Source organism: Luteimonas rhizosphaericola (genome assembly GCF_029888045.1).
GTDB lineage: Bacteria > Pseudomonadota > Gammaproteobacteria > Xanthomonadales > Xanthomonadaceae > Luteimonas > Luteimonas rhizosphaericola.
Genome location: NZ_JARXRN010000020.1, coordinates 286,560 through 299,612 on the forward strand (window position 1 = coordinate 286,560; position 13,053 = coordinate 299,612).

General features: G+C 71.0%; 11 protein-coding genes. 8 read left to right on the forward strand and 3 right to left on the reverse strand.

The genetic code is table 11. The features are described from left to right. Positions 1-81: 81 nt before the first annotated feature. The 7 genes from QFW80_RS05255 to pilH all read left to right on the forward strand — a co-directional run bounded on the left by QFW80_RS05255 (position 82) and on the right by pilH (position 8,372). Positions 82-2,913 (forward strand): 2-oxoglutarate dehydrogenase E1 component, encoded by a 2,832-nt coding sequence (locus QFW80_RS05255; RefSeq protein WP_280600329.1) that lies wholly within the window; start codon positions 82-84, stop codon positions 2,911-2,913. Positions 2,914-2,955: 42 nt separating this feature from the next. Continuing rightward, positions 2,956-4,191 (forward strand): dihydrolipoyllysine-residue succinyltransferase, encoded by a 1,236-nt coding sequence (sucB, locus tag QFW80_RS05260; protein ID WP_280600330.1) that lies wholly within the window; start codon positions 2,956-2,958, stop codon positions 4,189-4,191. A gap of 150 nt (positions 4,192-4,341) precedes the next feature. Next, positions 4,342-5,778 carry a dihydrolipoyl dehydrogenase gene (lpdA, locus tag QFW80_RS05265; protein WP_280600331.1) on the forward strand — a complete coding sequence of 479 codons (1,437 nt, stop codon included), beginning with the start codon at positions 4,342-4,344 and terminating at the stop codon, positions 5,776-5,778. An 89-nt stretch (positions 5,779-5,867) separates the two neighbouring features. Then, complete coding sequence (locus tag QFW80_RS05270; protein ID WP_280600332.1) at positions 5,868-6,173, forward strand: hypothetical protein; 306 nt, start codon at positions 5,868-5,870, stop codon at positions 6,171-6,173. A gap of 2 nt (positions 6,174-6,175) precedes the next feature. Then, the gene (locus tag QFW80_RS05275) at positions 6,176-6,769 is read left to right on the forward strand and encodes an LOG family protein (protein WP_280600333.1); all 594 of its coding nucleotides are present in this window, start codon (positions 6,176-6,178) and stop codon (positions 6,767-6,769) included. Between the two features lie 144 nt (positions 6,770-6,913). After that, positions 6,914-7,909 (forward strand): YhdH/YhfP family quinone oxidoreductase, encoded by a 996-nt coding sequence (locus QFW80_RS05280; RefSeq protein WP_280600334.1) that lies wholly within the window; start codon positions 6,914-6,916, stop codon positions 7,907-7,909. A 64-nt stretch (positions 7,910-7,973) separates the two neighbouring features. Next, the gene (pilH, locus tag QFW80_RS05285) at positions 7,974-8,372 is read left to right on the forward strand and encodes a twitching motility response regulator PilH (protein ID WP_280600335.1); all 399 of its coding nucleotides are present in this window, start codon (positions 7,974-7,976) and stop codon (positions 8,370-8,372) included. Between the two features lie 32 nt (positions 8,373-8,404). Here the strand turns inward: pilH and QFW80_RS05290 are convergent, their stop codons facing one another. Together QFW80_RS05290 and QFW80_RS05295 are read right to left on the reverse strand one after the other, a co-directional pair. Beyond that, the gene (locus tag QFW80_RS05290; protein WP_280600336.1) at positions 8,405-9,325 is read right to left on the reverse strand and encodes a DnaJ C-terminal domain-containing protein; all 921 of its coding nucleotides are present in this window, start codon (positions 9,323-9,325) and stop codon (positions 8,405-8,407) included. 66 nt (positions 9,326-9,391) lie between these two features. Beyond that, positions 9,392-9,850 (reverse strand): Hsp20/alpha crystallin family protein, encoded by a 459-nt coding sequence (locus QFW80_RS05295; RefSeq protein WP_280600338.1) that lies wholly within the window; start codon positions 9,848-9,850, stop codon positions 9,392-9,394. Positions 9,851-9,993: 143 nt separating this feature from the next. Between QFW80_RS05295 and QFW80_RS05300 the strand changes: the two genes are divergently transcribed. Next, positions 9,994-10,476, forward strand: coding sequence for a peroxiredoxin (locus QFW80_RS05300; protein WP_280600340.1), 483 nt, complete (start codon positions 9,994-9,996; stop codon positions 10,474-10,476). A gap of 139 nt (positions 10,477-10,615) precedes the next feature. On the opposite strand, the gene pbpC is transcribed toward QFW80_RS05300, so the two are convergent. After that, positions 10,616-12,955 carry a penicillin-binding protein 1C gene (pbpC, locus tag QFW80_RS05305; RefSeq protein WP_280600342.1) on the reverse strand — a complete coding sequence of 780 codons (2,340 nt, stop codon included), beginning with the start codon at positions 12,953-12,955 and terminating at the stop codon, positions 10,616-10,618. Between the last annotated feature and the right edge of the window lie 98 nt (positions 12,956-13,053).

The window sequence follows — 13,053 nt, forward strand, 5'->3', positions numbered from 1 at the left end:
TCCCGCACGCATCCCGCCGGACGCCAGAAATCCGTTCCGGATCAGCGGCTTGCCTCCCCACCTGAGTCCCAAACGCCCGACGTGGACAGTCTCCTGAAGCAGTTTGCGCAGTCCTCCCAGCTCGGCGCCAATGCCGCCTACATCGAGGACCTCTACGAGCAGTACCTCGTCTCTCCCGACAGCGTCGGGCCGAAGTGGAAAGCGTGGTTCGACGGCTTCCAGGGGCGCGAGGCCGGGGACGTCCCGCATTCGACGGTGATGGCGGCGGTCGCGCAGGCCGGGCGCGAGGCCGCGCGTGGCGTGGTCGCCGGCGGCACGGGCGGCAGCGACGAGCGCGAGCGCAACGTGGGCCGGCTGATCACCGCCTACCGCTCGCGCGGTCACCTCGGCGCGAAGCTGGACCCGCTGGCGCTGACCCCGCCGATGAACCCGCCCGACCTCGGGCTGCCGTTCCACAACCTGTCCGAAGCCGACCTCGACGGCGAATTCAGCACCGGTGGCGTGGCCGGGCAGCCGCGGATGAAGCTGCGCGACCTGCTGTCGCGGCTCAAGGCGACCTACACCGGCCCGATCGGCGCCGAGTTCATGCACATCCCGGAGGTCGAGCAGCGGCAGTGGCTGTACCAACGCCTGGAGACCGCGGCCGGCGACTACAACCTGAGCGCCGAGACCCGCCGCCGCGTGCTCGAGCGGCTGACGGCCGCGGAAGGGCTCGAACGCTACCTGCACACCAAGTACGTCGGCCAGAAGCGCTTCTCGCTCGAGGGTGGCGACTCGCTGATCCCGCTGCTTGATGGCGTGATCCGCCAGTCGGGCCTCGACAAGGTCAAGGACATCGTGGTCGGCATGGCCCACCGCGGCCGCCTCAACGTGCTGGTGAACACGCTGGGGAAGAATCCGCGCAAGCTGTTCGACGAGTTCGAAGGCAAGTTCGAGCACGACGAGCGCGCGCACGCCGGCGACGTGAAGTACCACATGGGCTTCTCCGCCGACCTCGCCACCCCAGGCGCGCCGGTGCACATCGCGCTGGCGTTCAATCCCTCGCACCTGGAGATCGTCGATCCCGTGGTCGCCGGTTCGGTGCGCTCGCGCCAGGAACGGCGGGGCGACGAGGAACGCCGCCAGGTGCTGCCGATCCTGATCCACGGCGACGCCGCATTCGCCGGCCAGGGCGTGGTGATGGAACTGTTCCAGATGTCGCAGGCGCGCGGATTCGCGGTCGGCGGTACGCTGCACGTGGTGATCAACAACCAGGTCGGCTTCACCACCAGCAACAAGGAAGACGCGCGCTCGACGCTGTACTGCACCGACGTGGCGAAGATGGTCGGCGCGCCGGTGTTCCACGTCAACGCCGACGATCCCGACGCGGTGGTGTTCGTGGCGAAGATGGCCTACGAATTCCGCCAGCAGTTCCGCAAGGACGTGGTCATCGACCTGGTCTGCTACCGCCGCCACGGCCACAACGAGGCCGACGAGCCGGCGGCGACCCAGCCGCTGATGTACCAGACCATCCGCAAGCACCCGACCACCCGCGAACTCTATGCCCGGCGCCTGGAACAGGACGGCGTGCTGGACGCGGCCGGGATCAAGGCCCTGGTCGACAGCTACCGCGACAAGCTCGACGCCGGCGAGGTCACCACCGAACTGGCCGGCTCCAAGCCCGAAGACTACGAACTGACCATCGACTGGTCGAAGTACCTGACCGGCAACCTGTACGACGCGGTCGACACGCGGGTCAAGCCGTCCACGCTCGCCGAACTGGCGAAGGCGATCAACACCATCCCCGAGGGCGTGCACCTGCACGCGCGGGTGGCGAAGATCTACGAGGACCGCCGCAGGATGAGCGCCGGCGAGCTGCCGGGCGACTGGGGCTTCGCCGAGAACCTGGCCTACGCCACCCTGCTCGCGGAAGGCCATGGCCTGCGCCTGGTGGGCCAGGACGCCGGTCGCGGCACCTTCTTCCACCGCCACGCGATCCTGCACGACCAGAAGACCGACAGCTACTACCTGCCGCTGCGCCAGCTGGTCGACAGCCCGGAGCAGTGCACGATCATCGACTCGCTGCTGAGCGAGGAAGCGGTGATGGCGTTCGAGTACGGCTTCTCGACCACCGACCCGAACACGCTCGACATCTGGGAAGGCCAGTTCGGCGACTTCGCCAACGGCGCCCAGGTGGTGATCGACCAGTTCATCGCCTCCGGCGAGGCCAAGTGGGGCCGCATCTCGGGCCTGACCCTGCTGCTGCCGCACGGCTACGAGGGCCAGGGGCCGGAGCACAGCTCGGCGCGCCTGGAGCGCTTCCTGCAGCTGTGCGCGCTGGAGAACATGCTGGTGTGCGTGCCCACCACGCCCGCGCAGTGCTTCCACATGCTGCGCCGGCAGCTGAAGATGGCCACGCGCAAGCCGCTGGTGGTGATGAGCCCGAAGTCGCTGCTGCGCCACAAGCTGGCGGTCTCCACGCTCGACGAGCTGGCCAACGGAGAATTCCAGCACCTGATCCCCGACGCCAGCGCCGACCGCAAGAAGGTCCGGCGCGTGGTCCTTTGCTCGGGCAAGGTGTACTACGACCTTGTCGAGGACGCGCAGAAGCGCGGCCAGGACGATGTCGCGATCCTGCGCATCGAGCAGCTCTACCCGTTCCCGCGCGAGCTGCTGGCCGAGGAACTGAAGAAGTACGCCAAGGCCACCGACGTCGTCTGGTGCCAGGAAGAGCCGCAGAACCAGGGCGCCTGGTACCAGATCAAGCACCACCTGCAGGCCTGCATGGCCAAGGGCCAGGCGCTGAGCTACGCCGGCCGCAGCCGTTCGCCCTCGCCCGCGGTCGGCCACTTCGCCGACCACGTCGAGGAACAGCTGAAGCTGGTGGCCGACGCGCTGGTCAACTCGCCCGGCGACCAGATCGTCGCCGAGTAGCATCGTCCCTCCCCGAATCCAACGCATCAAGGACGCCATCCCATGGCCACCGAAGTCAAAGTCCCGGTCCTCCCCGAGTCGGTCTCCGACGCCACCATCGCCGGCTGGCACAAGAAGGCGGGAGACGCGGTCAAGCGCGACGAGAACCTCGTGGACCTGGAGACCGACAAGGTCGTGCTCGAGGTCCCGTCCCCGGTCGACGGCGTGCTCAAGGAGATCAAGTTCAAGGAAGGCGACACGGTGACCAGCCAGCAGCTGCTGGCGCTCATCGAGGAAGGCGCCGCCGCCGAGGCCGCGCCCGCCAAGGACGCCAAGGAAGACGCGCCCGCCGCAGGCAACGAGGAAGTGCAGCCGAAATCCGGCGCCGCCAAGGCCGGGGCGGCCGCCCCGGCGTCGACCAAGCCCGCGCCGGTCAAGTCCGGCGGCACCGGGGAGTTGCCCCCCGGCGCGCGCTTCACCGCCGAGAAGGAAGGCATCGACCCGTCGCAGGTCGAAGGCACCGGCCGCCGCGGCGCGGTGACCAAGGAAGACCTGGTCAACTACGCCAGCGGCAGGACCGCCGGCGTGTCCGGCGGTGCGCGCCCGGAAGAGCGCGTGCCGATGACCCGCATCCGCAAGCGCATCGCCGAGCGCCTGATGCAGTCGAAGAACTCCATCGCCATGCTCACCTCGTTCAACGAGGTCAACCTCGGCAAGGTGATGGCGCTGCGCAAGGAGCTGGGCGAGCAGTTCCAGAAGGATACCGGCGTCAAGCTCGGCTTCATGAGCTTCTTCGCCAAGGCCGCGGCCAACGCGCTGCAGCGCCACCCGGTGGTCAACGCCTCGGTCGACGGCGACGACATCATCTACCACGGCTACGCCGATATCTCGGTGGCGGTGTCCACCGACAAGGGCCTGGTCACGCCGGTGCTGCGCAACGTCGAGCGCATGTCGTTCGCGGAGGTCGAGAAGGGCATCGGCGATTACGCCAAGGCTGCGCGCGAGGGCGGGCTCAAGCTCGAGGACCTGCAGGGCGGCACGTTCACCATCACCAACGGCGGCACGTTCGGCTCGCTGATGTCGACGCCGATCGTCAACCCGCCGCAGTCGGCGATCCTGGGCATGCACGCGATCAAGGAGCGCGCGATCGTCGAGGATGGCAAGGTCATCGCCGCGCCGATGATGTACATCGCGCTCAGCTACGACCACCGCATCATCGACGGCAAGGACGCGGTGCTGTTCCTGGTCGACATCAAGAACCAGCTGGAAAACCCGGGCCGGATGGTGCTCGGGCTGTAATCGGCTCAGGCCCCTCTTCCGTCGGGAGCGGGGCCGGGGCGAGGGGAGGACCGCCGCCGTTCCATCCGGCACCCCCACCCCGCCGCACCCTCATCCGCCCTCCGGGCACCTTCTCCCGACGGGAGAAGGCGAAAGGCAAAGGACACTGACATGGCAGAACAGTTCGACGTCGTCGTCATCGGTGCCGGCCCGGCCGGCTACCACGCCGCCATCCGCGCCGCGCAGCTGGGCATGAAGGTCGCCTGCATCGATGCCGCGCTGGGCAAGGACGGCAAGCCGGCGCTCGGCGGCACCTGCCTGCGCGTGGGCTGCATCCCGTCCAAGGCACTGCTCGATTCGTCGCGCCAGTTCTGGAACATGGGCCACCTGTTCGGCGACCACGGCATCAGCTTCAAGGACGCGAAGATCGACGTCGGCGCGATGGTCGGTCGCAAGGACAAGATCGTGAAGCAGTTCACCGGCGGCATCGCGATGCTGTTCAAGGCGAACAAGGTCACGCCGTTCTACGGTTTCGCCACCCTCCACGCCGACCGCCTGGTCAAGGTGAAGCAGCACGACGGCAGCGAGGTCGAGCTGACCGGCACCAACGTGATCATCGCCGCGGGTTCGGATTCGATCGAGCTGCCGTTCGCGAAGTTCGATGGCGAGACCATCGTCGACAACGTCGGCGCGCTCGACTTCACCGAGGTGCCCGGGCGCATGGCCGTGATCGGCGCCGGCGTGATCGGCCTGGAGCTCGGCAGCGTGTGGAAGCGCCTGGGCGCGGAGGTCACGATCCTCGAGGCGCTGCCGGAGTTCCTGGCCGCCGCCGATTCGGAAGTGGCGAAATCCGCGCTGAAGGAATTCAGGAAGCAGGGCCTCGACATCCGGCTCGGCGCCAAGGTCTCCAAGGCCGAGGTCGGCGGCAAGGGCAAGAAGAAGGAAGTCGCCGTCACCTTCGCCGACAAGGACGGCGAGCAGACGATCACCGTCGACAAGCTGCTGGTCGCGGTCGGCCGCAAGGCCGCGAGCAAGGGCCTGCTGGCCGACGGCTCGGGCGTGAAGCTCACCGAACGCGGCCAGATCGAGGTCGACGAGCACTGCCACACCGGCGTCGACGGCGTCTGGGCGGTCGGCGACTGCGTACGCGGGCCGATGCTGGCGCACAAGGGGTTCGAGGAAGGCATCGCGGTCGCCGAGCTGATCGCCGGCCTGCCCGGCCATGTCAACTTCGACACCATCCCGTGGGTGATCTACACCGAGCCGGAGATCGCCTGGGTCGGCAGGACCGAACAGCAGCTCAAGGACGAGGGCGTGCCGTACAGGACCGGCAGCTTCCCGTTCGCGGCGATCGGCCGCGCGGTGGCGATGGGCGAGCCGGCCGGCTTCGTCAAGGTGATCGCGCACGCCGAGACCGACCGCGTACTGGGCATGCACCTGGTCGGCGTCGGCGTGTCGGAGCTGGTGCACGAAGGCGTGCTGACGATGGAGTTCAAGGGCTCGGCCGACGACCTCGCCCGCATCTGCCACGCGCACCCGACCCTGTCCGAAGCGATCCACGACGCCGCCATGGCGGTCGACAAGCGCGCGATCCACAAGGCGAACTGATGCCCGGCGGGCGCCACGCTGCGCCGGCGCGATGCGCACGCGTCGCGCTGCTGGGCGGCCTGGGCCTGCTGGCGAGCGGAGCGATGGCGATGCCCGACCCTGCCGACCCGCCTGCGCCGGCCGCCGGCTGCGGTGCCATCACCCCCGGCATGAACATCCGCGAGGCGCTGGCGATCATGCGACGCCCGCCCGACAGCACGCTCTCCGGACACACCGCCGCCGGCCCCGGCGGCGATCCGCCGGCCGGCAGCTACGCCATCGACTTCTGGCACGCGATCGGCGCCGACGGACGTCGCCTCACCACATCGATCCGCTCCAGCGGCGGCGTGGTCGAGGAGGTGGACTGCGAACGGCCCGATGCCGCGCCAGCCGCGACCACTTCCAGGGGATCATGACCATGCGCTCGATCTGCGTGTACTGCGGTTCCAACGCCGGCGCGAGGCCGGTCTACGCCGAACGCGCGCGGGCGCTGGGCGAACGCCTCGCCCGCGACGGCATGAGCCTGGTGTACGGCGGCGGCAATGTCGGGCTGATGGGCGTGGTGGCCGACGCGGTGCTCGCCGGCGGCGGCGAGGTGGTCGGCGTGATTCCCGAGCAGCTGGTGAACTGGGAAGTCGCGCACCGGGGCGTGAGCCGTCTCGAGGTCGTCGGTTCGATGCACGAGCGCAAGATGCGCATGTTCGACCTCGCCGACGGCTTCGTCGCCCTGCCCGGCGGCTTCGGTACGCTCGACGAGATGTTCGAGATGCTCACCTGGCGCCAGCTCGGCATCGGCGACAAGCCCTGCGCCTTCCTCGACGTGGACGGATTCTTCGAACCGCTGATCGCGATGATCGACCGCATGGTCGACCAGCGCTTCCTGCACCCGGCGCAGCGCGCGGACCTGTGGCATGGCGACGATCTCGAGGCGATGCTGTCGTGGATGCGGGCGTATGCGCCGGCGAATGCGTCGAAGTGGTTGGACGAGAAGCACCGCAAGGACCTGCGGTAGTTCCACGGCGCGTGGCGACGCGTCCAACGCACCGGCGGCCATGCTCCGCAGGGGCGCTCCTTTCGTGTCGGGCGCGGTCGCGGGCGCTGTGTGACAATGCCGTCGGACCGGCGTCCGCAGTCACCGGCATTCATGGAGCGACAGATGGACACCCCCGGCAGCTTCTCCGCCTTCCGCATCCACCGCGACGCCGAAGGCCACCGCAGCGGGCTCGAGCAGCTCGCGCTCGACGACCTCTCCCCGGGCGAGATCGTGCTCCGCACCGCGTATTCGTCGGTGAACTTCAAGGATGCGCTGGCCGGCACCGGCAAGGGCCGGATCCTGCGCGAGTTCCCCCTGGTGGGCGGCATCGACGTCGCCGGCCACGTGGTGTCGTCGGCGGATCCGAAATTCCGCGAGGGCGACGAGGTGCTGGTCACCGGCAGCGGGCTGAGCGAGACCCGCGACGGCGGCTACGCGCAGTACGCGCGGGTGGAGGCGAAGTGGGCGGTGCCGCTGCCGATGGGACTGTCGCTGCGCGAGAGCATGATCCTGGGCACCGCGGGCTTCACCGCCGCGCTCGCCCTGCTGCGCATGGAGGAGAACCGGCAGTCGCCCGCGCTCGGGCCGCTCGCGGTCACCGGCGCGACCGGCGGCGTCGGCTCGCTCGCGGTCGACATCTTCAGCCGTGCCGGCTACACGGTGCACGCGATCAGCGGCAAGCCCGCGCAAGCCGAATACCTGAAGTCGATCGGCGCCAGCGAGGTGTTCGACCGCGACGCGCTGGCCACGCAACGGCCGCTGGAATCGGTGCGCTTCGGCGGCGGTCTGGACAACGTCGGCGGGTCGATGCTCGCCAGCCTGCTGGCGCAGACGCGGCCCTACGGCAACGTCGCCAGCGCCGGGCTGGCGGCCAGCGCGGACCTGTCCACGACCGTCATGCCCTTCATCATCCGCGGCGTCTCGCTGCTGGGCGTGGCTTCGGCCGGGACAGCGCGCGGGATCCGCGACGAAGTCTGGCGGCGCCTGGCCAGCGACTGGAAGCCGCGCCACCTCGACCGCATCTGCACCCGTGAAACCACGCTCGCGCAGCTGCCCGAGGTCTTCGAGGGCATGCTGGCGGGCGGTTCGGTCGGCCGGACCCTGGTCACAGTCGCCTGACACAGGCGGTTGGCAAGGCGCGGCCGGGCGGCGACAATCGATCCGGTCCGCAAGGGGAACCCGAATGGCGCGCATCCTCATCGTCGATGATTCACCCTCGCAGCTGATGGGCATCCGCCGCATCGTCGAGAAGCTGGGGCACGAAGCGGTCACCGCCGAGGACGGCGCGGCCGGCGTACGCGCCGCCAAGGAGCACCTGCCCGACCTGATCCTGATGGACGTGGTGATGCCCAACCTCAACGGCTTCCAGGCCACGCGCACGATCAAGCGCGACGCCGCCACCGGCCACATCCCGGTGATCCTGGTGACCACCAAGGACCAGGAGACCGACCGCATCTGGGGCATCCGCCAGGGCGCGCAGGGCTATCTCACCAAGCCTTTCAGCGAAGCCGAACTCACCGAAGCCATCGTCTCCACGATCGGCCACGGCGGCGCCCCCGCACCGGCCCCGCAGGCCGGCTGACGCCGGCCGCACGGGCCGGCGCGAACGCGGGCTCACTCGCGGCGCCAGTCCTCGGCGAACGCTTCCCGGATCTTCTCGTAGGCCTCGCGCTGGCGCAGGTCGTGCGGCGTGGGGGCCTGGATCTCCAGTTCGACCAGCTGGTCTCCCGACGCCGCGCCGCCGGTGCCCGGCAGGCCGCGTCCGCGCAGGCGCAGCTTGCGCCCGGCCTCGGACCCGGCGGGGATCTTCAACTCCACCTGGCCACCGAGCGTCGGCACGCTCACCGTGGCGCCCAGCGCGGCCTCCCAGGGCGCGACCGGCAGGCTGTAGAGGATGTTGCGGCCGTCGACCTCGAACTTCGGGTGCGCGGCGTACTCGATTTCCAGCAGGAGGTCGCCGCCGTGGCTGCCCTGCCCGGCCAGCCGGATCACCTGGCCGGGGCGGATGCCGCGCGGCACGCGCACGTCGAACGAACGGCCGTCGATCGCGATGCGCACGCTCTCGCCGCGGTGCACGTTCTCCAGCGAGACCGCCAGGCGCGCGCGCGTGTCGCCGGCGCCCATGGCGGCGCCACGCGGCCCGCCGCGCATGCCGGGTCCGGGCCCGGGACCGCCGGCGCCGCGGCGGAACAGGCTCTCGAAGAAGTCGCTGAAACCGCCGCCCGCGCCGCCGCCGGCGAACACCTCGTCGAAATCGAACCCGCCTTGGCCGCCACCGCCACCGAAGCCGGCCGGGGGCACCTCGTCGCCGGGGCGGTAGCCGCCGGCGCGCAGCTGGTCGTAGGCCTTGCGCCGGGCGGGGTCGCGCAGCGCCTCGTAGGCCTCGTTGACGGCCTTGAACCGGTCTTCGGCGCCGGCTTCCTTGCTCACGTCCGGATGGTACTTGCGCGCCAGGCGCCGGTACGCGGACTTGATCTCCGCGTCGCCCGCGCCGGGCTCCACGCCGAGCACACTGTAGTAATCCTTGAACTGCATGGTCGCTCCACGACAACGGCCCGCATTGCGGGCCGTCGCCAGTCTAACGGTGGACCCGCGCGACCGTCAGTGCGCGGTCGCGGCTCCGACCTGGATCCGCCGCGGGGTGGTCTCCGGCTTCTTCGGGATCACGATCTCGAGCACCCCGTTGCGGCCGTTGGCGGAAATGCCCTCGGCATCGGCGCTGTCGGGCAGCGCGAAGCGGCGGTGGAAGCTGCCGTAGCGACGCTCCACGCGAGAATAGCGCTCGGTCTCGGTGGTCGATTCGCTCTTGCGCTCGCCCTTGATCGAGAGGATGCCCTTGTCCATCTGGATCTCGATCTCCTGCGGGTCGATGCCCGGCAGGTCGGCGTACAGGACGAAGCGTTCGGCTTCTTCCTTGATGTCGACCCGCGGCACCCACTGCGCGGTGACCACGGCCGAGGCGTCGGTGTCCTGCTCGCCGAAGAAGCGGTCGAAGACCTGCTTGATCTCATCATGCAGCGCCAGCTCCGTCGGGCGCTGGCGGTAACGGACGATGCTCATGTCTGGCTCCTGGTGTCTGGTTCGGGCGGCGCGTCGGCCGCCATGCCCGCGATGTGTGCGCGGGCGACGGGTTTTCAAGACCCCGCCGGCCGCCGCGGCGGCGTGCGAGGATAGGGACCGTTCACTCCGCCGGAAGGCCCCCCATGACCATCCAGATCGGCGACCGTATCCCCGAGGTCGTGCTCAAGTACATCGACGACGGCGTCCAGGCCATCGACACCCCGACCCTGTTCGAGGGCCGCAAGGTGGTGCTGTTCGCCGTCCCCGGCGCGTTCACGCCCACCTGCTCCGAGCGCCACCTGCCGGGCTTCGTCGAGCATTTCGACCGCTTCCAGGAGCGCGGCATCCACGTCGCCTGCATGGCGGTCAACGACCCGTTCGTGATGCAGGCCTGGGGCGAGGCGCAGCAGGTGCCCAAGGGCCTGCGCATGCTCTCGGACGGCAATGCCGACCTCACCCGCGCGCTGGGCCTGGAGATGGACGCCAGCGGCTACGGCATGGGCGTGCGCTCGAAGCGGTTCGCGCTGTACGCCGAGGACGGCATCGTCAAGCAGCTGTTCGTCGAGGCGCCGGGCGAGTTCAAGGTGTCCGGCGCGGAGCACGTGCTGGCGCAGCTCGAGGGCTGACGCACCCCGCTGACGTCTGCCGGTGGCCCCGGCAGCGCCGCGACACGCGCGACCACGCGTCCGCGTTCGCGGCCTCCGGGCGGTATGCCGGGGCGTCCCTGCGCCCGGAAGTGCGGGCGCCACGGTGCGCGGCCCCTGCTCAGTCCAGTACCCGCACCGTGAGGCTGTGCCAGGCCCCGGTCTCGGCCAGCGCGGTGAGCCGGTGGGTCCCCGGCGCGTCGAAGACGTGCACGAACGCGTTCGCGCCGCGGGTCCCGGCGATGCGGCGCCCATCGAGCAGCCATTCCACCGGCGCCTCGGTCCCCAGCGCGCGCAGCGAAATCCGGATGCCGCGCGTGCTGCCGGGCGGTTTCGCCAGGGTGGCGCCGTCCTCCAGGCCTTCGATGCGCAGTTCGGCCATCGCGTCGCGCCCGTCGGGCGCGCAGTCCGGCGACAGCGGCGGCAGTTGCGCGGCCCGGCGCGCGGAGGCCGGCAGCCAGGGCGCCGCGAGCGCAGGCCAGCGTGCGATCGCCGCGGTCCGCGCCTCGTGCGGGGCGCTGCAGGTGGCCGACAGCCGCAGCCCGGTCCGCGCGTCCACGTCGAAGCGTTCCACGCCCGCGCTCCAGGCGCGCGCGCCGCGCTCGGCGAAGGTCGGCGGGATGGCGCCGTCGAGCACCCAGGCCTCGAACCGGCGCCGGCACAGGGCCGCGGGCTGCCCTTCGGCCGCGGTGCCCAGCGGCCAGCACACCTCGCGCCGCGACACCTGTGCCGGCATCGGCACCGGCGCGACATCGCCGGGGCCGCGCGGCAGGCTGTCGACCACCTCGAACAGCAGCGGCAGCGCGGTGAGCGCGCCGTACTGGCCCGGCAGCGGCGTGCCGTCCGGGCGCCCGACCCACACGCCCACGGTGTGGCGGCGGGTGCCGCCGATCGCCCAGGCGTCGCGGAAGCCGTAGCTGGTCCCCGTCTTCCACGCCACGCGCGGGCGGCGACCGGCATCGAACATGCCGTCGCGCTCGCCCGGGCGCGGATTGGATTCGAGGATCTCGCGCACGATCCACGCGGCGCCCGGCGACAGCAGCCGGCGGTCCAGCACCGGGTCCTGCGCCGTGTAGCGCACGCGCCCGGCGATCCCGTCGCGGTGCAGCGCCGCGTGCGCGCCGACCAGGTCCTCCAGCCGCGCACCGGTGCCGCCCAGGATCAGCGCCAGATTGGGCGAAGCGCCGCGCGGAAAGCGCAGGCCGATGCCCGCGTGCGCCAGGCGCGCCGCGAAGCGCGCCGGCCCGACGCGGTCGAGCAGGTCCACCGCCGGCACGTTGAGCGACAGCCGCAGCGCCGTCGCGGCCCCGACCGGCCCGTTGAACGCGGCGTCGAAGTTGCCCGGCCGGTAGCCGCCGAACGACTGCGGCGCGTCCACCAGCAGGCTTTCGGAGTGGATCAGCCCGTCGTCCAGCGCCATGCCGTAGAGGAAGGGCTTGAGCGTCGAGCCCGGAGAGCGCCAGGCGCGCACCATGTCCACGTGCCCGAGGCGCGCGCGGTCGGCGAGGTCGAGCGAGCCGACGTAGGCGCGCGCCTCCAGGGTCGCGTTGTCCACCACCAGCAGCGCCGCGGAGGTGCGTTCGGGCAGGCCGGAGAAGTAGGCCGCCACGCGCGCTTCGAGCGTGCGCTGCAGCCCGGCATCGAGGGTGGAGACGATGCGGGCCCGGCGCGGATGCGCGCTGCGCAGCCGCTGGGCGAGCAGCGGTGCGCTCAGCGGTGGCCGCAGCCGCCGCGCCACCACGGTCTCGATCTTCGCGTCATCCACCTGCGCGCGCGACCACGTGCCGAGCGTGGCCATGCGCTCGAGCACCTTGTCGCGCGCCGCTTGCGCCGCGTCCGGATGGCGGTCCGGGCGCAGCCGGCTCGGCGCCTGCGGCAGCACCGCCAGCATCGCGGCCTCGGCATGCGACAGCCGTGCGGCGGGCTTGCCCAGGTACGCCCAGCTGGCGGCTTCCACGCCTTCGATGGTGCCGCCGAACGGCGCCCGCTCCAGGTACAGCGCGAGGATCTCGCCCTTCGACAGGTGCGCCTCCAGCTGCAGCGCACGCAGGATCTGCCGCAGCTTGCCGGACACGCTTCGGGTCGAGCCGCCCTCCCCCTGTTCGAGGATGCGCGCGACCTGCATGGTCAGCGTGGAGCCGCCCGAGACGATGGCGCCGCCGCGGACCCATTGCCATGCGGCGCGCAGCAGCGCGACCGGATTCACGCCCGGGTGGTGCTCGAACCAGCGGTCCTCGTAGCCGAGCAGCGCCTGCAGGTACAGCGGCGACACGCTCGCGCGCGTGGCCGGATGCCGCCACACGCCTTCGGCGTCGGCGAACGCGCGCAGCGGGGTGCCATCGGCCGCGACCACCAGGGTGCTGGTGTCGCGCGCACCGGGCAGCCGCGGCGGGAACGCGAGGTCGAGCGCCAGCACTGACAGCAGCAGCGCGACCGTGCCCCAGCGCAGCCAGGGCAGCATCCGACGCAGCCTGCGGCGCGCCGCCGCCGGGACCGGTGGCCGGGGGGCGGCCTTTCGGTGTTCCCGCATCACTCCGCCTCCCTACCCGCGGTCGCTGC

What these genes read in the sequence shown, in the direction of transcription:
- sucB (WP_280600330.1), top strand. Translation starts at nt 2,956, where the DNA reads ATGGCCACCGAAGTCAAAGTCCCGGTCCTCCCCGAGTCGGTCTCCGAC.
- lpdA (WP_280600331.1), top strand. Translation starts at nt 4,342, where the DNA reads ATGGCAGAACAGTTCGACGTCGTCGTCATCGGTGCCGGCCCGGCCGGC.
- QFW80_RS05270 (WP_280600332.1), top strand. Translation starts at nt 5,868, where the DNA reads ATGCCCGACCCTGCCGACCCGCCTGCGCCGGCCGCCGGCTGCGGTGCC.
- QFW80_RS05275 (WP_280600333.1), top strand. Translation starts at nt 6,176, where the DNA reads ATGCGCTCGATCTGCGTGTACTGCGGTTCCAACGCCGGCGCGAGGCCG.
- QFW80_RS05280 (WP_280600334.1), top strand. Translation starts at nt 6,914, where the DNA reads ATGGACACCCCCGGCAGCTTCTCCGCCTTCCGCATCCACCGCGACGCC.
- pilH (WP_280600335.1), top strand. Translation starts at nt 7,974, where the DNA reads ATGGCGCGCATCCTCATCGTCGATGATTCACCCTCGCAGCTGATGGGC.
- QFW80_RS05290 (WP_280600336.1), bottom strand. Translation starts at nt 9,325, where the DNA reads ATGCAGTTCAAGGATTACTACAGTGTGCTCGGCGTGGAGCCCGGCGCG.
- QFW80_RS05295 (WP_280600338.1), bottom strand. Translation starts at nt 9,850, where the DNA reads ATGAGCATCGTCCGTTACCGCCAGCGCCCGACGGAGCTGGCGCTGCAT.
- QFW80_RS05300 (WP_280600340.1), top strand. Translation starts at nt 9,994, where the DNA reads ATGACCATCCAGATCGGCGACCGTATCCCCGAGGTCGTGCTCAAGTAC.
- pbpC (WP_280600342.1), bottom strand. Translation starts at nt 12,955, where the DNA reads ATGCTGCCCTGGCTGCGCTGGGGCACGGTCGCGCTGCTGCTGTCAGTG.